The sequence below is a fragment of the Microtetraspora malaysiensis genome, from assembly GCF_001528665.1.
Classification (GTDB): domain Bacteria; phylum Actinomycetota; class Actinomycetes; order Streptosporangiales; family Streptosporangiaceae; genus Microtetraspora_A; species Microtetraspora_A malaysiensis.
In genome coordinates this window covers 439,366-457,648 of record NZ_BBYJ01000005.1, presented here as the reverse complement: position 1 = coordinate 457,648, position 18,283 = coordinate 439,366, and the positions used below count along the sequence as shown (strand labels likewise).

General features: G+C 69.6%; 20 protein-coding genes, 1 pseudogene and 1 riboswitch. Of the genes and pseudogenes, 7 read left to right on the top strand and 14 right to left on the bottom strand.

Going from position 1 to position 18,283, the window contains the following annotated elements; all coding sequences use genetic code 11:
• Nucleotides 1–150: 150 nt before the first annotated feature.
• Both AWQ71_RS05050 and AWQ71_RS05045 read right to left on the bottom strand, forming a co-directional pair.
• Nucleotides 151–912 carry an SDR family oxidoreductase gene (locus tag AWQ71_RS05050; RefSeq protein WP_067127290.1) on the bottom strand — a complete coding sequence of 254 codons (762 nt, stop codon included), beginning with the start codon at nucleotides 910–912 and terminating at the stop codon, nucleotides 151–153.
• A gap of 14 nt (nucleotides 913–926) precedes the next feature.
• Nucleotides 927–1,466: a carboxymuconolactone decarboxylase family protein gene (locus AWQ71_RS05045; protein ID WP_245658113.1), complete on the bottom strand. Its 540-nt coding sequence runs from the start codon at nucleotides 1,464–1,466 to the stop codon at nucleotides 927–929.
• 269 nt (nucleotides 1,467–1,735) lie between these two features.
• On the opposite strand from AWQ71_RS05045, the gene AWQ71_RS05040 reads away from it, so the two are divergent.
• Nucleotides 1,736–2,623, top strand: a complete 888-nt coding sequence (locus AWQ71_RS05040; RefSeq protein ID WP_067127678.1) for an RNA polymerase sigma-70 factor — start codon at nucleotides 1,736–1,738, stop codon at nucleotides 2,621–2,623.
• A 76-nt stretch (nucleotides 2,624–2,699) separates the two neighbouring features.
• A pseudogene (locus AWQ71_RS39850) lies at nucleotides 2,700–2,921 on the top strand (helix-turn-helix domain-containing protein); the annotation flags it as partial.
• Nucleotides 2,922–2,975: 54 nt separating this feature from the next.
• On the opposite strand, the gene AWQ71_RS05035 reads toward AWQ71_RS39850, so the two are convergent.
• Together AWQ71_RS05035 and AWQ71_RS05030 are read right to left on the bottom strand one after the other, a co-directional pair.
• Nucleotides 2,976–3,629, bottom strand: a complete 654-nt coding sequence (locus tag AWQ71_RS05035; RefSeq protein ID WP_067127288.1) for a TetR/AcrR family transcriptional regulator — start codon at nucleotides 3,627–3,629, stop codon at nucleotides 2,976–2,978.
• A 526-nt stretch (nucleotides 3,630–4,155) separates the two neighbouring features.
• On the bottom strand, nucleotides 4,156–4,386 hold the full coding sequence (locus AWQ71_RS05030; protein WP_067127285.1) for a hypothetical protein: 231 nt from the start codon (nucleotides 4,384–4,386) through the stop codon (nucleotides 4,156–4,158).
• A gap of 295 nt (nucleotides 4,387–4,681) precedes the next feature.
• Here AWQ71_RS05030 and bla point away from each other — a divergent pair, with 295 nt between their 5' ends.
• Nucleotides 4,682–5,641: a class A beta-lactamase gene (bla, locus tag AWQ71_RS05025; RefSeq protein ID WP_067127282.1), complete on the top strand. Its 960-nt coding sequence runs from the start codon at nucleotides 4,682–4,684 to the stop codon at nucleotides 5,639–5,641.
• Nucleotides 5,642–5,762: 121 nt separating this feature from the next.
• Here the strand turns inward: bla and AWQ71_RS05020 are convergent, their stop codons facing one another.
• Nucleotides 5,763–6,551 carry an SDR family NAD(P)-dependent oxidoreductase gene (locus tag AWQ71_RS05020; RefSeq protein ID WP_067127279.1) on the bottom strand — a complete coding sequence of 263 codons (789 nt, stop codon included), beginning with the start codon at nucleotides 6,549–6,551 and terminating at the stop codon, nucleotides 5,763–5,765.
• A gap of 110 nt (nucleotides 6,552–6,661) precedes the next feature.
• Between AWQ71_RS05020 and AWQ71_RS05015 the strand changes: the two genes are divergently transcribed.
• On the top strand, nucleotides 6,662–7,123 hold the full coding sequence (locus tag AWQ71_RS05015; protein ID WP_067127276.1) for a winged helix-turn-helix transcriptional regulator: 462 nt from the start codon (nucleotides 6,662–6,664) through the stop codon (nucleotides 7,121–7,123).
• A gap of 353 nt (nucleotides 7,124–7,476) precedes the next feature.
• Here AWQ71_RS05015 and AWQ71_RS05010 read toward each other — a convergent pair whose 3' ends face one another.
• Complete coding sequence (locus AWQ71_RS05010) at nucleotides 7,477–8,136, bottom strand: CHAP domain-containing protein (RefSeq protein WP_067127273.1); 660 nt, start codon at nucleotides 8,134–8,136, stop codon at nucleotides 7,477–7,479.
• Between the two features lie 14 nt (nucleotides 8,137–8,150).
• A riboswitch (cyclic di-AMP (ydaO/yuaA leader) is annotated at nucleotides 8,151–8,290 on the bottom strand.
• Nucleotides 8,291–8,616: 326 nt separating this feature from the next.
• On the bottom strand, nucleotides 8,617–9,882 hold the full coding sequence (locus AWQ71_RS05005) for an MFS transporter (RefSeq protein ID WP_157570179.1): 1,266 nt from the start codon (nucleotides 9,880–9,882) through the stop codon (nucleotides 8,617–8,619).
• A 72-nt stretch (nucleotides 9,883–9,954) separates the two neighbouring features.
• Between AWQ71_RS05005 and AWQ71_RS05000 the strand changes: the two genes are divergently transcribed.
• Entirely contained in the window at nucleotides 9,955–10,797 is an 843-nt protein-coding gene (locus AWQ71_RS05000; protein WP_067127270.1) for a LysR family transcriptional regulator, read from the top strand.
• An 83-nt stretch (nucleotides 10,798–10,880) separates the two neighbouring features.
• Here AWQ71_RS05000 and AWQ71_RS04995 read toward each other — a convergent pair whose 3' ends face one another.
• Complete coding sequence (locus AWQ71_RS04995) at nucleotides 10,881–11,363, bottom strand: MarR family winged helix-turn-helix transcriptional regulator (protein WP_169806511.1); 483 nt, start codon at nucleotides 11,361–11,363, stop codon at nucleotides 10,881–10,883.
• Between the two features lie 109 nt (nucleotides 11,364–11,472).
• Between AWQ71_RS04995 and AWQ71_RS04990 the strand changes: the two genes are divergently transcribed.
• Nucleotides 11,473–12,321: an alpha/beta hydrolase gene (locus AWQ71_RS04990; protein WP_067127267.1), complete on the top strand. Its 849-nt coding sequence runs from the start codon at nucleotides 11,473–11,475 to the stop codon at nucleotides 12,319–12,321.
• Between the two features lie 446 nt (nucleotides 12,322–12,767).
• On the opposite strand, the gene AWQ71_RS04985 is transcribed toward AWQ71_RS04990, so the two are convergent.
• Complete coding sequence (locus AWQ71_RS04985) at nucleotides 12,768–13,064, bottom strand: AzlD domain-containing protein (RefSeq protein ID WP_067127263.1); 297 nt, start codon at nucleotides 13,062–13,064, stop codon at nucleotides 12,768–12,770.
• Nucleotides 13,061–13,732, bottom strand: coding sequence for an AzlC family ABC transporter permease (locus AWQ71_RS04980; protein WP_067127260.1), 672 nt, complete (start codon nucleotides 13,730–13,732; stop codon nucleotides 13,061–13,063). The genes AWQ71_RS04985 and AWQ71_RS04980 overlap by 4 nt, the downstream gene beginning before the upstream one ends.
• Nucleotides 13,733–13,799: 67 nt before the next feature.
• Between AWQ71_RS04980 and AWQ71_RS04975 the strand changes: the two genes are divergently transcribed.
• Nucleotides 13,800–14,678: a LysR family transcriptional regulator gene (locus tag AWQ71_RS04975; RefSeq protein ID WP_067127256.1), complete on the top strand. Its 879-nt coding sequence runs from the start codon at nucleotides 13,800–13,802 to the stop codon at nucleotides 14,676–14,678.
• A 122-nt stretch (nucleotides 14,679–14,800) separates the two neighbouring features.
• Here the strand turns inward: AWQ71_RS04975 and AWQ71_RS04970 are convergent, their stop codons facing one another.
• The 4 genes from AWQ71_RS04970 to AWQ71_RS04955 form a co-directional block, all read right to left on the bottom strand.
• Nucleotides 14,801–15,460: a class I SAM-dependent methyltransferase gene (locus AWQ71_RS04970; RefSeq protein WP_067127672.1), complete on the bottom strand. Its 660-nt coding sequence runs from the start codon at nucleotides 15,458–15,460 to the stop codon at nucleotides 14,801–14,803.
• Between the two features lie 101 nt (nucleotides 15,461–15,561).
• Nucleotides 15,562–16,596: a serine hydrolase domain-containing protein gene (locus AWQ71_RS04965; RefSeq protein WP_067127253.1), complete on the bottom strand. Its 1,035-nt coding sequence runs from the start codon at nucleotides 16,594–16,596 to the stop codon at nucleotides 15,562–15,564.
• 83 nt (nucleotides 16,597–16,679) lie between these two features.
• On the bottom strand, nucleotides 16,680–17,915 hold the full coding sequence (locus AWQ71_RS04960) for an RNA polymerase sigma factor (RefSeq protein WP_067127250.1): 1,236 nt from the start codon (nucleotides 17,913–17,915) through the stop codon (nucleotides 16,680–16,682).
• Nucleotides 17,912–18,235, bottom strand: a complete 324-nt coding sequence (locus AWQ71_RS04955; RefSeq protein WP_067127248.1) for a YciI family protein — start codon at nucleotides 18,233–18,235, stop codon at nucleotides 17,912–17,914. Before AWQ71_RS04955 ends, AWQ71_RS04960 begins: the two co-directional genes overlap by 4 nt.
• Nucleotides 18,236–18,283 lie beyond the last annotated feature (48 nt).

Sequence of the window (18,283 nt, the reverse complement as noted above, 5' to 3'; positions counted from 1 at the left end):
GTAGTGCTCGCCGCGTGGTGCTGAGGAGCTGTCATCGAGTGGCGCTCACAGCGCTTCCTGACCGATCCGCTGGAGCGGAAGCCCTTGTTCTCGGAGGCTCCGGGCCGTGGAGTTCCGAAAACAAGGGCAAGGCCGTGCCGTACGGCCGGCTCAGGGTTGGGCGTCGAGCCACTCCTGGAAGGTGGGTCCGGCGAGCTTGGCGTGCGGGCCGGGCAGGAACCCGCCGTTGGCGGCGATCTCGGCATCGGGCATGCCGGACCCGTCGACGCCGACGACCTTGATGCCTCGGCGGGCGCCGACGAGTCGGGCCGCCTCCGCCATGGTCTCCCTGCGGGGGCCGGCGATCTCGGGGACCGGTGTTCCCGGAGCGGGCGCGTCGGGGGCGAGGGCAAGGTCGACCAGTTCCTCGGCCACGGTGCGGCAGGCCACGAGCTGGGTGGGCAGGGCCGGGACGTAGGCGACGTCGCCGCCCTGCTGCCAGTCCAGGAGTTGACCGACGAACTCGTGGAACTGTGCGGCCCGCAGAATACGGACGGGGAGCGGGCCGGACAGGAGGAGTTCCTCGTGCACCTTCTTGGCGGCGACGAAACCGGCGGTGGCCTTGTCGACGCCGATGATGGACGCCACGGCGATCTGGGCGACCCCCGCCTTCTGACCCACCTCCTGCAGATTGCGGGCCGACGTGCGGAAGAACTCCGTCGCCGCCTCCTGGTCGGAGGCGTGCCACGAGGCGACGTCGATGATGGCCTCGACCCCGGTGAGGGCCTCGGCGAGGCCCTCACCGGTGATGATGTCAACGCCGGTGGCTCGGGACATCGGCACGACACGGTGTCCCCTCTCAGCCAGGACGTCGACGACGTGGCGGCCCAGCCGCCCGGTTGCTCCCGCCACCGCGAACGTCGTGATGCTCATGCTGCGTGCCTTTCTTACTCGCTGTAGTTCTGGCCGGGGGGCATGCCGGGGATCGGCTTGGCGATGAGAGCGGCGGGGGTGAAGAAGCCGATGTGGGCGATCGCCATGATGAGCGACCACATCGCCTTGTCGTCGTAGTGCGCGGACGCCTTGGCGTACAGCTCATCGGGGACGCGCTCCCCGGACGGATTCGGGGTGAGGACCGCCTCCACGAGCTCCAGCGCGACCCGTTCGGCGTCGGTGAAGTAGGCGGCGTCCCACCAGGTGGCCACGGCGGTGATGCGCTCCTCTGACTCCCCGATCCTGCGGAGGTAGCCGGTTTCCCGGATGGTGAAGTACGTGCTGCCGAGCATCTGCCCGGCGCGCAGCAGCAGGAGGTGGATGGTGACCTGCGGAATCGAGCCGTTCTTGATGACCTTGTGCAGGCCTTCGCCGACTACCGCCATCTCAGGGACGAAGGGGAGGGGGTTGGGCATACGCGACCGCAGGGCCTCCTGCTTGGTCGTCGTGTCGGTCGTCGTGGGTGTGGACATGGTGAGGTCTTCCCTGCTCATTCTCAACTCGTGATGGTGCGTGCCGTAGTGCCGTACGGATCGTTCGCGCGGCGTCCTGACGAACACGAGACGCCGGCGCCCCGAGCTCTGTAACAGTGCGGCCATGTGACATAGGCCACCTACCGTGGGTGTTACAAAGCGATGGGGACCGGCGTCTTGTGCGTGTGGCAGTGCTGAGAGCGAACAGACAGGAGCCGGGCATGAGCGAGTGCGGCGAACGAAGTGCGGACCCAGCCGAGCCGCTCGATCGTGCCGACCGAGTCGACTCCGTGGACTCCGTGGGCTCCGCCACCGAGGCGTTCGTCGCCCACCGCAACCTGCTGTTCACCGTTGCCTACGAGATGCTCGGTTCCGCCTCCGACGCCGAAGACGTCCTGCAGGAGACCTGGCTGCGATGGGTGAACGTCGATCTCGGCACCGTGCGGGGGGAGCGGGCCTACCTGGTGCGGATCGTCACCCGGCAGGCGCTGGACCGGCTGCGTGCGCTCAGCCGGCGTAAGGAGTCCTACGTCGGGCCGTGGTTGCCTGAGCCGTTGCTGACCGCGCCTGATGTGGCCGAGGACGTCGAGCTCGCCGAGAGCGTCTCGATGGCGATGCTGCTGGTGCTGGAGACGCTTCAGCCGATCGAGCGGGCGGTGTTCGTCCTGCGCGAGGTGTTCGATCTGGACTATGACGAGATCGCCGAAGCCGTCGACAAGAGCCCGGCCGCGGTCCGCCAGATCGCCTACCGGGCGCGGGCACACGTCGCCGCGCGCCGACCACGCGGCATCGCCTCCCCGGCGGAGACCCGAGCCGCGCTCCAGGCCTTCCAACGAGCGGTCGAAACCGGCGACCTGCAAAGCCTGCTCGACATCCTCGCGCCGGACGTCGTCGCCCTGAGCGATGGCGGCGGAGTCAAACACGCCCTGCTGCGGCCCGTCGTGGGGGCAGGCCAGGTGGCTCGCTTGCTGGCCGCCGGCTGGTGGAAGCGCGACGCCGAAAGGTCGGTCGAGCCGGTACAGATCAATGGTGGCCCGGGGCTGCTCGTACGAGTCGACGGGGAGATCGACGGCGTCGTGGCGGTGCGCGTGGAGAACGGCTACGTCACCGGCGCCTACCACGTGCGCAATCCCGAGAAGCTGTCGCGTGTGGAGCGGGAGACCGCCGTGACCCGCTGATCTTGGCGAGGCCGGAAGCGCCGGCAAGTAGCGTCGGCGACCAGGCCGAAAGGCGACAACGGCCACGTCTGGCGGCATGCCAGGAGGACGACTGACCCAGCAGGACCGCCAGCGCATCGCGGCCGGACTCGCCGACGGACTCTCCTACCGCGAGATCGCCAGGCGGCTCGACCGGCCGACCTCGACGATCACACAAGAGATCGCACGCAACGGCGGCCCCGGCGGCTACCGGCCCCGGCAGGCGCACCAGGCGACGGTCCGACGGGCCCGGCGGCCCGGCTCTCCGCGCTCCGGTACGAGCACGTCCACTTCCTCCGGCCGCTACTGCTATTCGCGCTGGCGATCCGGCGCGTCAGGGGATCTGGGCCGCGATGTGGGCGAGTTGGGCGGCGAGGATCTCTTCGAATGCGGCGCGCCGGTCCGCTCCGAGGGGGCGGACGTCGCGGGCGAAGTGGGCCAGGGCGGGGAAGCGCTCGGGGTCGGCGCCGAGCACGGCGACGCGGAACTGCTCCATGCCCTGTTCGTACTCCTCGGGGGTGACGGTGCTGATGCCGGCCTCGGAGGAGATCAGGGCGGCGAGGAGGATCACGATGCGGTGGTAGCGCGCCGGGATCTCCTGGTCGGGCAGGCCGGACGTGCGCAGGGCCTGCAGCATCTCCTCCATGACCAACCGGGATCCGGCGCCACCGGACCCATAGCGTCCCCAGATCGCGGCGAGTTGGGGTTGCTCACCGAAGGCCTCGCGCAGGCGCAGGGCCAGGGCGGTGATGCGCTGCTTCCAGTCGCCCTCGGAGCGGTGGCTGTCCATGGCGGCCAGCAGGACCCGGTCGGCGACCGCGCGCAGCAGTTCGGTCTTGTTGCGGAAGTGCCGGTAGAGGCTGGAAGAGTCGGTCCCGAGCGCGGCGGCGAGTTTGCGCACGCTGAACGACTCGGCGTCGCTCGTGCGCAGCAGCGTTACCGCCGTGTCCAGGATCTCCTCGGTCGACCATCGCCTGCGGCCAGTCATCTCATCCCTCTCGTCAGGGCCCAGCCTACTCTATGCACTTGCCGATGCGCGCAGTGCGTGCATAATGCGGACACCCGCTGTCCGACCGCAACGACACATCCGGCATCCGGCCGGGAGGAAAGAAGGACACATGAGCGAGACCGCTACCACCACGCGGCCGCCAGAGCCGGACTTCTCGGCGACAACGGCTGAGGAACTGATCGCCTACCGCGACGCGGAGAACCGCTTCCGCGCCTCCAGCACGGCGCGGGCGATCCTCGGAGCCCATACGTCGACCGCAGCACCACCCGTCTGTTGGCCTGCCGGACGTGCGCCCAGACCGGAAGCGCCGACTCCACTGTGCACGCCAAGCGCGAGGCGTACCCCGAAGCCGCCTCGCTCTCCCTGGCCAAGCGCCACTCTGATTGCAAAGAGCTACTTGTCACTTCGCGGCAGCTTCGGGAGAACAGGGCCGAAGCTGAGCGCCGCCGGTCCAGGTCTGAGGTGACGCGCGCGGGGGAGCGCGGTGAACGCCGACCGGCCCCCGTCAGGCCGTCCTGCGGTCGTCCGCCGCGACGACGATGACGCCGCCGAGGAGCGCGAGGCCCAGGTTCGCGTAGACCTCGTACCCGGTGAACAGGTCCACCCGCGGGACGATGACGCGGTTGAAGTAGTTGAGGATCGCACCGAGGAACGGCTGCGCGGCAAGGCGGTCGATCGTTCCGCTGATGCCCGCGACGACCAGATAGAGCCCGAAGAGCTGGATGGCATGACGCATGAGGCAACGTTAGAAAGCCGCGGCGCGTTGGCGGATCGGCCCACGGACGCTCGTCACCCCGTCGGAAGTCGCCGTTTCGACGGCCACATCCGCGACCGAAGACGGACGAGCCGCGACTTTCGTATCGCCCACCGGTCACCAAATACCGCCTGACCAGCTGCGATATTGATTACCCGATCGATTCGGGACCGATAGCAATATTGGACACCGCGTGATCGGTTCTGGTCTGCTGGGCGGCATCCGATCCACCAGAGATCGGGTAGCGACCCGGGCGAGCGAAAGCAGGTACCACCGAATGTCCGACGAGCGGTCCGGCCTCTCGCGCCGCGCTTTGCTGGCGGCCGTGGCTCTCCTGCCGGTGGCGGGGTGCGACGCAGGTGACCGCTCGGCGTCCGCGTCGTCCCCGGCTCCCGGTCGCCCCACCGCCGGTGCTACGGCCTCCGAGCCGTCCCCGACCCCGACTCCCCGCCCTGCGCCGGGCGTTTCGCGGTTGAGAGCGCTCGAGCGCAAGCACGGGGCTCGCCTGGGCGTGTACGCCCTGGACACCGGCACCGGCGGCACCGTCGCCTACCGCGCGGACGAGCGGTTCGCGTTCTGCTCCACCTTCAAGGCCCTCGCCGCGGCGGCGGTCCTGCACCGAAACCCGCTCAGCCACCTGGACACGCGCGTCACGTACACCGAGGCCGACGTCAACTCCATCTCGCCGATCACCCGGGATCACGTCGCGACCGGAATGACCATCAGGCAACTGTGTGACGCTGCCATCCGCTACAGCGACGGCACGGCCGGAAACCTGCTGATGCGCGACATCGGCGGCCCCCGGAAGTTGACCGCATACCTGCGGGAGCTGGGAGACAGTGTCAGCCGCATGGACAATTACGAGCCCGAGCTGAACAGCGATCGCCCGAAGGACCCGCGTGACACCACGACTCCCCGGGCGATCGCGTCCGACTACCGGGAGCTCGTGCTCGGCGACGCGCTGACCGCCGACAAGCGCGCCCTGCTCAAAGGCTGGCTCGTACGTAACACCACCGGTGATGAACGCATCCGCGCCGGGCTGCCCAAGGGCTGGAAGGTTGCCGACAAGACCGGCACCGGCAACTACGGCAGGGTCAACGACATCGCCGTCGTGTGGCCGCCGCACGCCGCCCCGCTCGTGCTGGCCGTCATGTCCGACCGCCGCGGATACAACGCCCCGCGGGAGAACGTACTGATCGCCGAAGCCGCGCGGCAGGTCGTCTCCGTCCTCACCTGAGCCGCCGCCCCGGCCCGCCCGCAGGGCGGCTCGGCAGGGGCCCCACCGGCAGGCCCCACTCTGGAGGATCGGACCCCGTCGACTGTCCCGAAGTGATGCGGCCGTCGGGTGGCACAGCGGGTCAGTCGGTGACGCTGCCCGCGCTGAGATTGGCGACCGCGCCGGTCATCGCGCTGGCCCGGTCGGAGGCCATGAAGGCCGCCACGTCGGCGACTTCGGCCAGGGTCGGCAGCCGCTTGAGCATGGTGGCCTGTTCGCCACCGGCCTGGAACTGTTCCGGCGTGAGACCGACGGTCGGGGCGATCAGGGAGAAGACCTCGGCGATGAGAGGGGTCTCGGGGATGGAGTTGGAGCGCAGGCACACCACCCGGACGCCGACCGGGCCCAGCTCGGCCGCCAGCACGCGGGAGAACGCCTCGATGGCGGCCCAGGCCGGGGCCATGCCGCCGACGAGCGGGGCGGCCAGCCGCGCGGGTGTGGCGGACAGCGTCATGATCACCCCGGAGCCCTGCTCGGTCATGTGCCGGGCCGCCGCCGTCGCGGTGATGAACTGGGCTTTGGTGTAAAAGTCGATCGGACGGCTGAAATCCTGCTCTGGCAGGTCGGCCAGGGGGATGCCCTGAAGACCCCGGTGCGATATGCCCGTGGCGTTGAAGGAGATGTCGATCTGACCGGCCGCGCGCCTCACCTCGGCCAGGTGGTCGGTCACCATCGTGCGGTCCAGGACGTCCACGCGGGCGAACTCGGCCTGTCCGCCCGCGCTCACAATCTTGTCGGCCAGCACCTCAAGCCGATCGAGATCACGTCCGGTGAGGAAGACGCGGGCTCCCTCCCGAGCGAAGGTCTCGGCCACAGCACCGCCAACCGCTCCGGTGGCCCCGTAAATGACGGCGTTCTTGTTCACCAGCATGGTGTCCTCCAGTGGAGATACGAAGATGCCGATCTACTAGCATCATGAAAGCAATCTAGATCGCGCAGTTGCGTGATGCAAGTTGCCTGCGTGGCGGTGAGGAGTGCCTGATGCTCGGCAGGTTGTACGACAACGAGGTGTGTTCGGCGGCACGCGCCCTGGAGATCGTGGGTGAGCGCTGGAGCCTGCTGATCATCCGCAACGCGATGTTCACGGGCGCCACCCGGTTCTCCGAGTTCCAGCGCGCGCTCCGCATCGCCCCGAACATCCTGACCAGTCGCCTGCAGCGGTTCGTCGAGGCCGGCCTGATGGAGACCAGGCCTCAGCCGGACGCCCCCGAGGTGCACGAGTACGTCCTCACCGACAAGGGGCTGGACCTCCAGCCTGTGATCATCGCGCTCACCCACTGGGGTGACCGCTGGGCCGCCCCCGACGGACCGCCGATCATCTACGGGCACGACGGTTGCGGTGGCCCCCTCCGCCAGCACCTCACCTGCGACAACTGCGGCGCCACCCCAACGTCCGCCGAGGTCGGCGTCCTCCGGGGACCCGGCATGCCACCCGGCCGCTGAAAGCCGACTGACGAGAACATTTGTCCAATCCGCCGGCGGCACGGACGGAGACAGTCGCCCATGCTGGAGGACACGCCGCGGACCGCCACCCCCCTCCTGGCCTTCGCCGCGATCCACGCCACCGTTTCGGCAAAACCCTCGACGGACGGCAAATGATCTCGGAAGCGGCGATCGGGGAGGCCGACGCCCTGACCCGCGGCGCCGGAAGGAGAGCGGAGACCGCGAGTCGACCACGGCCGGAGGCCGGGTTCAGCCCGTGGAGTGCGGCGCATCTCCGCCTCCTGATCCGGACAGCAGAACGCCCCCGGCGGTCTGCCGGGGGCGTTCATGGAGTCACGTCTGTCAGACGGACATCACGCGGTGTAGACGGGGTAGCCGAAGCCGGTCACCTGGCTCATCGGCCGGGTGCGGATCTCGACCTTGCCGTTGCCGGTGTTGCCTTCGACGGTCTTGATGGTGCCGTCGCCGTTGTCCTTGACGACGAGGCCGACGTGGTCGATGCCGTAGATGTTCTTGCCGCCGTGCCAGTCGAAGAACACGACCGCGCCGGGCGTGGCCTTGTTGCCCCAGCGGTGGTTGTCCTGGAACCACTTGGCGTGCTGGACGGTGTAGGCGTCCCAGCCGAGGACCGGGCGCAGACCCGCCTTCTCGCCGACCCAGGAGACGAACATGTCGCACCAGGGGGCGTTGGCGTAGGCGTTGACGTGGCCGCCGTCACGGGCGACGGTCTCCTTCGCCCGCTGCGAGTTCATGTACCACTCGTGGAACTTGGTGCCGCCGCCGTTGGCGTTCTCACTGATGCCGACCTGGTCCTGCGCGATCTTCAGGAGCTGCTCGGGGCTCACCTTGGGCAGCGAGGAGGCCTTCTTCATGAGGGGGCTGACGCTGGCCGCCTGCGCGCCGGTCGGAAGGGTCTCCGCGTGGGCCGCGGCCATCGTCACGGGGACGGCGGTGCCGGCGGCGAGGATTCCGGTGATCAGGGCAGTACGAAGAAGAGTCTTAGGGGCTCGCATTACGGGGGTCTACTCCCTTGCTTCCAAGCCGCCTACCGGGTTAGCTGACGGGTTCGGGCGTGGAAGTCGCCCTACGGTACGGCTGTACCGATTCACCCCAGAGTGATGGTGGGTCCCCGGCTCCGCGACGACGCGGACTCAGCGGTCGAGCGGTCAGGTCCAGGAAAGGACAACCGCATGATCGGTTATGGGGCAGGCATACCGCGCAGAGGTCAGGTATGCGCCGTGTTCCCAAAACAGTAATAGACGAACTCAAATCGGTCAAGCATGGACAAACTGGGACATAGTTCCGTAATGATCGGTTAACGGGGTTCCGGCCTCACGGTCAGGGAGATCGACGATCGGCCGCAGGGCGCGCAACCCCCTGTGGGTACGCCGATCCCGATGCCGCGGGCAGAGATCGACGGCCGGGCGCCGGCGCCCGGCGGCGGCCCCGTAAAGATCTACGAAGAGGCTTGGGCCGGGCATGGGATTCCCTGGTCATCGGGATGCCGTCGACGAGCGGCGAGATGTGCCGGACCGGGCGCCGGCCCCGGGCGGATCGAGGTCCGCGGCTCCGGCGAGGCCGAGATCGCTGAGCGGAGACCGTGTCCGGGCGGGCGAGCGGCGGGACAGCAGGCATCCGATCAGCGCGGCGGCGAGGCCGGCCAGCCCGGCCGCTGCGAAGCCGCCCGCCGGCACGGACAGGTCGATCGCTCCCCCCACGATCGGGGATCCGAGCGCGAAACCCGCGCTCAGCGCCGAGGATTGCAGGCCTGTCGCTTCGCCACGCACGCCGGCGGGCGCGAGCCGGCTCACCGCGTCGGCCACCGTGGAAAGAGTCGGCGCGGCGAGCAGCCCCGCACCGACACCGGCCACGCACAACCAGGGCCAATCGTGGGCCAGCCCGGCAGGAATGGTGGCCAGCCCGAGCAGACCGAGCAGCAGCCACGTGGGCAGCGGCCGAGGGAGCGCGCCGTACACCAGCCCACCGCCGACGGAGGCCACGCCGTACACTGCCACGACCACGGCGGCCCAGGACACCTGGCCGGCTTCTTCGAGGGTGGCGACGATGGCCAGGTCGGTACCACTGAGCAGCATCGTGACACCGAACGCCATCACCAGCACGGCGATCATGTCCGGGCCCAGCCACTCCCGGCGACGGGGGCGGCCGACCGTGTCGGCCGCCGCCTCGGCACGCAGCGGTGGGTTGAGCAAGGCGATCCCCGCTCCACCCGCCACGATCGCGGCGCCGACGCCCCATGCCACCACGCCGGGGGACACCTTCGCCGCGCAGAGGATCACAATCGGTGGGCCCACCATGTACGACAGCTCGCCCTGCACCGATTCCAGCGCGAACGCGGCCCGGCGCTGTCCCGCCGTCGTCATCGCGGCGATCGCCTGCCTGGTCACCAGCGAGGCCGGCACCAGCAGCAGACCCGCCGCGAAGGCGGCGACCAGCAGGATCCCGTACGGCATTATCGGCACGCTCAGCCAGAACGCGACCTGCAGTACGACAGTGACCCGCAATACGATGCGCGGACCCCGCCAGTCGATCATGCGGCCAAGCAGCGGCCCGCCCAGCGCCATCCCCGCGGTCATAGCCGCCGCGACGCCACCCGCTGCCGCGTAGCTCATGTCCAGGCCCAGCACGACATACATCGTCAGCGCCATCACAGATGCTGTGATGGCGGTACGGGCGAGCAGCGACATGCTCAGCAGTGGTGCCATCCCTGGCACGGCGAGTACCTGTCGGTAGCTGGTCACCTGCGTGACGCTAGATCCTCTGCCATGCCATAGGAAGTGGTTATTTCGTTGGAGACGGCATAATGAATACTTATGGCTAGGGATCTTGAGACCGCGTTGCTGCGGTCATTCGTCACCGCCGTGCGGGCGGGCAGCATCAGCCGCGCCGCGACCGCGCTCGGACATACCCAGCCCGCGCTCAGCCAGCAGTTGCGCAAGCTCGAGAGCGTCGTCGGCCGTCCGCTGCTGCACCGGTCACCGTCTGGCGTCTCGCCGACGCGGGCGGGTGAGGAGCTCCTGCCGTACGCCGAACGCATTCTCACGCTCTCCGCGCAGGCACTCACCGAAACCGGGCGCGCGCTTACCGGCCACTGTGGCATCGGGCTGCTTGAAGACCTTGCCGCGTCCCGGCTTCCGCAGGCCCTCGCCGACCTCGCCCGGCTGCACCCCGGCGCGACGTTGGAGGTGCTGAGCCTTTCCAACGCCGCGATGCGGGAGGCCTACGACGCGGGACGCGTCCAACTCGTGCTCGACGCGGTGCCGGACGTTCCCGGGCCGCCGCGCTGGACGGTACGCCGCCCGCTGGTCTGGGCGATCGGCCAGGGGGTGGACGTGACTGCCGACCCGCTGCCGGTGGTGCTGTTCTCGAATCCGTGCTCCTGGCGCACGTCAGTGCTGGAAACGATGGAACGTGCCGATCGGCGCTGGCGGGTGGCGTTCGAAAGCAACAGCCTGGTCGGTGTGCTCGCCGCGGTACGGGCCGGGCTCGGCGTCGCCGCGCTCATGCCCGCGAACCTCGAACCGGCCATGGCCTGCCACAACGCGGACGCCCTGCCCACCCTGCCGGACGTCGAGCTCGGTCTCGTACGGCACCCACCGACCGAAGGTGACCCCCTGATCGATGCCGTGGAGACCGCGCTGCGACGCATGATCTGAGAATCGCGGCTGGGTCAGCGGGCAGATCCCGGCGACCCACCCGTACACCCCGGCGCAGGACACCCGGCGCCGCACCGGTACGCCTACTGCTGGGGGGACACGGTCGGAGTGCCAGCCGCTTCGATGGCGATGACCTGTTCCAGAGCGCGCCGCAGCATGGCGATCTGGTCCCTGCCGAGAAGCCGGGACCATCGCTGCTCGACGTCCGCGAGGATCCGGGCGGCCGCGGCCTGGGCCATCCTGCCCTGGTCAGTGAGCCGGATGATCTTCGCGCGGCGGTCGGCCTCGTCGGCGACCCGCTCGAGGTAACCGTGATCCTCCAGGTCGCCGACAAGTTCGCCGATCGCCTGCTTGGTGAGTCCGGAGCGTTCGGCGAGCGTGGTCAGCCGCGAACCTTCGGCGTCGATGTTCCGGAAGACCGAGCCGTGGACGAACCGGATCCCCTCGAACCCTTCGTCGGCCAGTTGCTGGTGAAGTCCCTCAAGCGCGATGTCTCTGACCTGCGTGAGCAGGGTGGGGAGTGGCAGCTTCGGGTTGCCGCTCCCGCGTTCTGAACGCGTCGTCATCGTCGTGCGGTCCTTCTTTCGGGCGAGTTCGTCAGGCCGCTTGACAGTATCACCCGGCATGGTAAGGTCGCCTGACTGTAAGGCACCCTGACTAATTCTGGAGGACGAAATGTTCAACATTGCCGAACGGCGCGAGCAGTTCGCGGCGATGTTCACCCGGGCCTTGCCTGCGGACGTCGACTCGTCGGCGACGACACTCGGCGGGCGGCCGGCACTGGAGCTGCGGACCACGGCGCCGGGCACGGTGGGCGAGGACGTGCTGCTGTATCTCCACGGCGGTGGGTTCGTGGTCGGGTCGGCGCGGGTCACCGCCCACCTCACCGCCGCGCTGCTGCGGCACCTGGACGGCCGGGCGGTCTCGCTCGACTACCGGCTGGCGCCCGAGCATGCGTTCCCGGCCGCACCCGATGACTGCCTGGCGGCCTACCGCGAGCTGCTGGACTCCGGTGTCGACCCGCAGCGGCTGGTGGTCGCGGGCGACTCGGCCGGTGCCGCTCTGGCCGTCGTCACCATGATGCGCGCCCGGGACGCGGGCCTGCCGATGCCGGCGGCGGCGGTCCTGTTCTCGCCGGCGGTCGATCTGACCCTCAGCAGCGCGAGCATGCGGTCCAAGGACGGGGTGGACCCGTTCTTCGCTCCGGCCGATCTCAAGTGGCTCTTCGATCGGTACCTTGCCGGCGGTGACGGTGCGGTGCCTGAGGCGAGCCCGGTCTTCGCCGATCTCACCGGGCTGCCGCCCCTGCTGATCCAGGTCGGCTCGAGCGAGCTCCTGCTGGACGACGCCGTACGGCTGGCCGGACGTGCCGGGGCCGACGAGGTCGCGGTGACGTTGGAGGTGGTTCCCCGTCAACCGCACGTGTTCCAGCTCGACGACGAATCGGCCGAGGCGGCAGCGGCGCTGGAGCGTGCCGGCCGGTTCCTGGCCACCCGGCTCGGCGGCGAGAAGGAGGACTCATGAACCGGCCGGCCGATCAGGTGACGGGGCGGTACCCGCGCCCCGGGACGAGGGGGACGACGAGGAACGCGCGTCGCCCAGGTCGTCGCGATCGTCGAAAACGATAACGGCGCAGCGCGGGCCACCGAGGCGTTGTTCTTGGTGGCCCGGCCTCGGGGTTCGCTAGCTCGCGTTGACGGGGCTGTTGTGGTAGGCGGCGACCAGCCACCTGCCGCCGCGCGACGCAGCCGCCTCCGTCGGCGTCGTGCTCTCCGTGGTGCACGCAGAGCACGGCGAGGTGGGCGTGCACGCGTCCCGCTCGCGGTCTTCGCGGATGCGGGCCCGAAGGAACGCCCGGTGCCCGGCCCGGCCAGGTCCTCATCCAACATGTCGGCGTCCAGCCTGTTGGCGGCGCGGCGGCGGCTGAGGATTGCCCGCTCCTGTGGCAAGGGAGGCGTGCGGCGGCGTGGTCAGATGAGGCTGACAAGTGCCCCCGCCGCACCTCCGACCAGCACCGCCGGCAGGAAACTCAGCCGTGTGCTGGCCAGGCCCGCGGCGACCGCCGCTGCCAGCAGATGGGGTTCGAGGTGCCCTTTGGGGACCACCTGCGTGGCCGCGACAGCCGCCAGCAGCGCGACCGGAAGCAACGCCACCATGCCGGTGCCGGAGTCGGCCTTTCCGCCGCCGCGCGCAGCCAGCACCACCCCGCCGAGCCGGACCAGGAAGGTCGTGGCCGCCAGACCACCGATGAACAGCCACACGGTCATCGCGCCACGCTCCTTTTCCGGATCAGCGCGGCGGGCACCACCATCAGCGCACTCAGCAGTACCGGGACGCCGGGAGGCACGTGGGCCACCGCTCCCAGGGCCACGACGAACGCCAGCAGCGCCAACGCCAGCTCGCGGCGGCCGTGGATCAGAGGGACCACCAGGGCCGCGAAGACCGCTGCCGCGGCCGAGTCGAGGATGCCGCGCACCTGGTCGGGGAGCGTCGCCCCGAAGACGGCGCCGATCAGCGTCCCGATCGTCCAGCCGGTGAACAGGATCAGGCCGACGACCACGAAGGTCCGCCGTCGTTCCGCGGGTGTGGCGCGGGTCAGTGCGGTCCCGGCGGACTCGTCGGAGACCAGGTGGGCGGCGCTGAACCGTCCTCGCCATGAGGCGAACAGGTCACCCAACGCGAATCCGAACACTCCCAGCCGCATGTTCACCAGGGTTCCGGCGGCGACCGCGGTCAGCGGTGCGGCACCCGCACCGAGCGCTGCCAGCCCGACGAGCTGGGCACCTCCGGCATGAATGACGACGCTGGCCGCCACCGCCTGCGCCACCGACCAGCCGTTCTGGACGGCGAGCGCTCCGAACACCGCCGAGTACACGGCGGCGCCGACGCCGGCCCCTGTGGCCAAGCGCAGGTCAGAACCATTGAGTTTGATCACTGCGCCAGTCTCGGCACGTCGTTGCGGACAGTCGAATAGTCCGACCACATACCTATAGCCTTAGGTTATGGCCGAGTCCTCACGTGTCACCGTCTCGGCTCTGCGCGCGTTCGCGGCGGTCGCGCGGACGGGATCGTTCACCGCCGCCGCCGAGACGCTGGGTGTCAGCCAGCCCAGCGTCAGCACCGCCGTCGCCCGCCTGGAGTCCCGCGGAGGCCAGCCCCTGCTGCGACGAGAGCAGGCGGGCATCACTTTGACCTCGCATGGCCGGCGCGTCCTGGAAAGGGCGTTGCCGGCGTTGGCCGCGCTGGATGAGGTGGAGGCCACGCTTTCCGGGGCCGACCCGTCGGATCTGACTTTGGGGTTCATGGGGGAGGCCGCCGGGACACGCACCAGCACGGTGATCAACGTGTTGCGTGAACAGCCCGAAATCCGTCTGGCACTACGCAGATTCGACTTCGACGACCCGACCTGCGGCCTGCTCACCGGGGAAAGCGACCTGGCCGTCATCTGGCCACCGGTCTCCACCGACGCACTGGAGACTCTCCCGCTGGCCACCGACCGCCGCGCCATCGCCCTGCCGGTGGCTCACCCCATGGCCGCGCGGCACGACCTGCACCCCGACGACCTGCACGGACTGGCCTGGGTCACGCCGAGATCACCCGATCCCGAGTGGGCCCACTTCCGCGCCCCGGCCGCGATCGGTGCCACCGGCGGGCACGTGGCGGCCGAGTCCAACGCCCTGGAGGAGACCCTGGAGTCGGTCGCCGCCGGGGTCGGGGTCGCGCTGGTGTCGATGAGCACCGACCAGCACTACGCACGGTCCGGCGTGGTCATCGTTCCCCTGCGCGGCGGCCACCACTGCACGACAGTCCTGGCCTGGCGCCGCCAGGACACCAGGCCCCCGATCACCGCAACGGTCAAACACCTGCGCGCCTCACTCTGACCACAACGCCATCCCCATCGGCCATGTCGACCAGCCGATGAACATCTCCTCGCCCCCCGCACCAGAAGCCGCCGCCCGCTTGTCGCTCATCGTGGCCCTGGCGGAGTGGGCCGCCCAGCGGGCTACCGGGATCCCCCGGTGGGGGCGTCGTAGACCAGGGTGTATCGCCAGAACAGGCGACGCCGGATCCGGGCGCCGGGCAACTCCCGTGCGGCCGCGGCCCGGATCTCGGCCAAGGTCTCCTGCGGATCGGCGGTGGGCGCCGTCATGTGCAGGGGCGGCGCATCGGCGCGGGCCGGGTGCTTGACCAGCCCCATGATCGGGTTGGCGGCCACGGCAAGCAGGGAGGCGAGCAGGTCGGCCGAGCCGGCTTCCCGGTAGCAGCCGACGACCACCAGGCGCCCGCCCGGGGTGAGACAGCCGCGCAGTTCCCGCAGGGTGGGCGCCAGCGGAAGGTGGTGCAGAACGGCGACGAGGGTGACGGCGTCCCAGCGCCGGTGCGGGTCGCGCCCGGCGAAGCCGGTCTGGACGATGGTGACCGAGGGATCGTCGGTGAAGCGCTCCGCCACGGTGTGGGCGGTCGCGGGGTCGGGCTCGAGCCCGGTGACGGTGGCGCCGCGGCGGCGGAGCAGAGCGACGAGGTTGCCCGTGCCGCACCCGACGTCGAGGACATGGCGCGCGCCGGATGCGACCACCTGGCCGGCGACCCAGCGGCCGTAGTGGTCGTTGTGGCTCCACGGGTGCCGCCGGTTGAACTCGTTGAGGTAGGACAGCAGCGCCATGACGATCACCTTAACGATCACCGGTCACGCTCGCGGCCCCTTTCCGGCCGCCCCAGCGGGATCACCGAGCCGCTCGTGACGGCCGGCGTCGGCGTCTCAGGTCAATCGCGAGTTGACGCCGTGAAGACTGCGTCGAGAAACGGGTTCTGCCTGGGGATGCCGCGGGTGACGCGGTCCCAGCTGTTCTGATAGATGATGACGGTTCGTCCGGCGTCTGAGCGGAACGCGTAGCAGTCGACTCCGAAGTGAGTGCCGCCATGCCCGTAGAGGGCGGTCCCGTTTCCAAGGGTGTAACTCGCCAGCCCCATCCCGTAACTGAGGTCTCCGCCGATCGCCGGCGTCGTTCGCATGAGAGCGAGCCACCGCGGCTCGAGGAGGCGGCCACCGAGCAAAGCATCGAGAAAGACGGCCAGATCTGAGGGGGTGGAGATGATGGCTCCGGCAGACCAGGACTCCGAGGGCGTGAACTCGGTGGAGTCGATGTAGCCCACGTCCCGGTCGAGCCTCACATAGCCGCGAACGTGACGACCCTCGATATGCATCTCGCTTCCCGGCATGTAGGTCAGGTCCAGATGAAGCGGTGCAAAGATCCGCTGACGAATGACCTCGGCCAGGGATTGCCGGGTCACCTCCTCAACAATCAGGCCAAGGAGGATGTAGTCGGTGTTGGAGTATCGCCGGCCTTTCCCCGGCGGCCACCGGTCGGGCTGGGCGAGCGCCGTGCGGACGAGTTCCTGCGGGGCGAAGTATCGCTGCAAGCGTGCGGGATCGGGCGGATCGCCCAGCACGGGCCACACATAATCGGGAAGACCGGAGCGCATCCGCAGTAAGTGGTTCAGGGTGATGCCGTCGCTCGCCGGCACCAGGCCGGGCAGCCAGGCGTCGAGGCTGTCTGTGAGGTGGCATCGCTGCTCGGCCGCCAGTTGGAGGATCACGGTGGCCAGATAGATCTTGGTCACGCTGGCGATGCGAAACCGGTCCGCGCTGGTGATCACCCTCGGCCGGTTCAGGTCGGCAGTGCCAACGCTGCCGGTGAACACGACATCTGCGCCGTCCGCGACGAGAGCGAAGACGCCGGGCCCGCGGCCGCATGCGAGCTCTTCCAGCGCTGCCTGCAACCGCTCACTGCTGAACATGGGGGGAACCACCTTTCTGCGGACCTTGAATGACACGTGGCCGGCTGACAGCGGCGCACCCCTGTCCATGACCGGCGCGGGCGCTACTGCAGTTGGTCGCGGCGGCGGGTGAGGTAGGCGGTCTCGCCGGTGTTGCCGGCCAGCTCGATGGCCCGGTCGTAGGCCGCGCGTGACTGCTGACTTTGGCCCAGCCGGCGCAGCAGGTCGGCGCGGGTGGCGTGGTAGGCGTGATAGCCGGCCAACGCCTCGGCGAGGCGGTCAACGATGGCCAGTGCCACCTCCGGGCCGTCGAGCTCGGCCACGGCGATGGCCCGGTTGAGGGCGATGATCGGCGAGGGGTCGAGGCGGACGAGCTGGTCGTAGAGGGCGATGACCTGCGACCAGTCGGTGTCGCGTATGTCGCGGGCGGAGGTGTGCACGGCGTTGATCGCCGCGAGGATCTGGTAGCGGCCCGGAGCCACCCCGGCGGCGGCAGCGGCGAGGCGCTCGCGCACCAGCCGGTGACCCTCGGCGATCAGCGCCGCGTCCCAGGCCCCACGGTCCTGCTCGTCGAGCGCGACCAGTTCGCCGCTCGCCGAGATCCGGGCGGTGCGGCGGGCCTCGGTGAGCAGCATCAGCGCCAGCAGCCCGGCCACTTCTCCGTCCTGCGGCAGGAGCGCGCGGATCAGGCTGGTGAGCCGGATCGCCTCGGCGGTCAGGTCGTGACGTACGGGATCGGTGTCGGGGCCGGTCGCGAGGTAGCCCTCGTTGAAGACGAGGTACAGGACGGCGAGGACGCCGGTGACGCGTGCCGGGAGATCCTCGGCGGCCGGCACGCGATAGGGGATGCGAGCCGCCTTGATCTTGGCCTTCGCGCGGGTGATCCGCTGCCCCATGGCACTCTCGGCCGCCAGGAAGGCGCGGGCGATCTCGGGCACGGTCAGACCGCCGACCATGCGCAGCGTCAGCGCCACGCGGGTCTGCATCGCCAGCGCCGGATGACAGCAGGTGAAGACCAGCCGGAGTCGGTCGTCGTCGATGGCGCCGAGAGGCTCGGGCGGGTCGTCGGCGTACACCATTTGAGCCTCCTTGTGCTTGTCGTCGCGCTTGTTCTCGCGCCGGATCCGGTCGATGGCCTTGCGGTTGGCGGTGGTGGTCAGCCAGGCGCCGGGGTTGGGCGGTACGCCGTCGGCCGGCCACCGCTGCACGGCAGTCGCGAACGCCTCGGCGGCCGCCTCCTCGGCGATGTCGAGGTCACCGAAACGCCTGGTCAGGGCGGCGATCACCCGGGCCCACTCCTCGTGATGGGCCCGGGTGATCGCCTCCTCGACGTCGCTCACTGGAACGGCCGCACCTCGATCTTCCGATCACAGACCTTCGACGCCTCGGCGGCGAGCTTGAGCGCCACATCCAGATCGGGGGCCTCCCACACCCAGACGCCGGCGAGGTACTCCTTCGACTCCACGAAAGGCCCGTCGCTGAACACCGCCTGCTCGCCCCGGTTGTCGATGACGGTGGCCGTGTCGGGCGAGGCGAGTCCGCCCGCGAATACCCAGTAGCCCTCGGCGATCAGTCGTTCGTTGAACGCGCTGATGGCAGGCTGCCTGTCCGTGCTGCCGGGATTGCTCTTGTCATCGATCACGGAAACCAGGTACCGCATCCGAAGATCATCTCCTGTGGTGTCAAGACAGCGTGGTTCGGTGGTCGG

What these genes read in the sequence shown, in the direction of transcription:
- AWQ71_RS04985 (WP_067127263.1), bottom strand. Translation starts at nt 13,064, where the DNA reads ATGACCGTGTGGCTGTTCATCGGTGGTCTGGCGGCCACGACCTTCCTG.
- AWQ71_RS04970 (WP_067127672.1), bottom strand. Translation starts at nt 15,460, where the DNA reads ATGGCGCTGCTGTCCTACCTCAACGAGTTCAACCGGCGGCACCCGTGG.
- AWQ71_RS05045 (WP_245658113.1), bottom strand. Translation starts at nt 1,466, where the DNA reads ATGAGCAGGGAAGACCTCACCATGTCCACACCCACGACGACCGACACG.
- AWQ71_RS05000 (WP_067127270.1), top strand. Translation starts at nt 9,955, where the DNA reads ATGGCTAGGGATCTTGAGACCGCGTTGCTGCGGTCATTCGTCACCGCC.
- AWQ71_RS04990 (WP_067127267.1), top strand. Translation starts at nt 11,473, where the DNA reads ATGTTCAACATTGCCGAACGGCGCGAGCAGTTCGCGGCGATGTTCACC.
- AWQ71_RS05050 (WP_067127290.1), bottom strand. Translation starts at nt 912, where the DNA reads ATGAGCATCACGACGTTCGCGGTGGCGGGAGCAACCGGGCGGCTGGGC.
- AWQ71_RS05030 (WP_067127285.1), bottom strand. Translation starts at nt 4,386, where the DNA reads ATGCGTCATGCCATCCAGCTCTTCGGGCTCTATCTGGTCGTCGCGGGC.
- AWQ71_RS05010 (WP_067127273.1), bottom strand. Translation starts at nt 8,136, where the DNA reads ATGCGAGCCCCTAAGACTCTTCTTCGTACTGCCCTGATCACCGGAATC.
- AWQ71_RS05020 (WP_067127279.1), bottom strand. Translation starts at nt 6,551, where the DNA reads ATGCTGGTGAACAAGAACGCCGTCATTTACGGGGCCACCGGAGCGGTT.
- AWQ71_RS04955 (WP_067127248.1), bottom strand. Translation starts at nt 18,235, where the DNA reads ATGCGGTACCTGGTTTCCGTGATCGATGACAAGAGCAATCCCGGCAGC.
- AWQ71_RS05035 (WP_067127288.1), bottom strand. Translation starts at nt 3,629, where the DNA reads ATGACTGGCCGCAGGCGATGGTCGACCGAGGAGATCCTGGACACGGCG.
- AWQ71_RS04995 (WP_169806511.1), bottom strand. Translation starts at nt 11,363, where the DNA reads ATGACGACGCGTTCAGAACGCGGGAGCGGCAACCCGAAGCTGCCACTC.
- bla (WP_067127282.1), top strand. Translation starts at nt 4,682, where the DNA reads ATGTCCGACGAGCGGTCCGGCCTCTCGCGCCGCGCTTTGCTGGCGGCC.
- AWQ71_RS04975 (WP_067127256.1), top strand. Translation starts at nt 13,800, where the DNA reads ATGGCCGAGTCCTCACGTGTCACCGTCTCGGCTCTGCGCGCGTTCGCG.
- AWQ71_RS04965 (WP_067127253.1), bottom strand. Translation starts at nt 16,596, where the DNA reads ATGTTCAGCAGTGAGCGGTTGCAGGCAGCGCTGGAAGAGCTCGCATGC.
- AWQ71_RS05015 (WP_067127276.1), top strand. Translation starts at nt 6,662, where the DNA reads ATGCTCGGCAGGTTGTACGACAACGAGGTGTGTTCGGCGGCACGCGCC.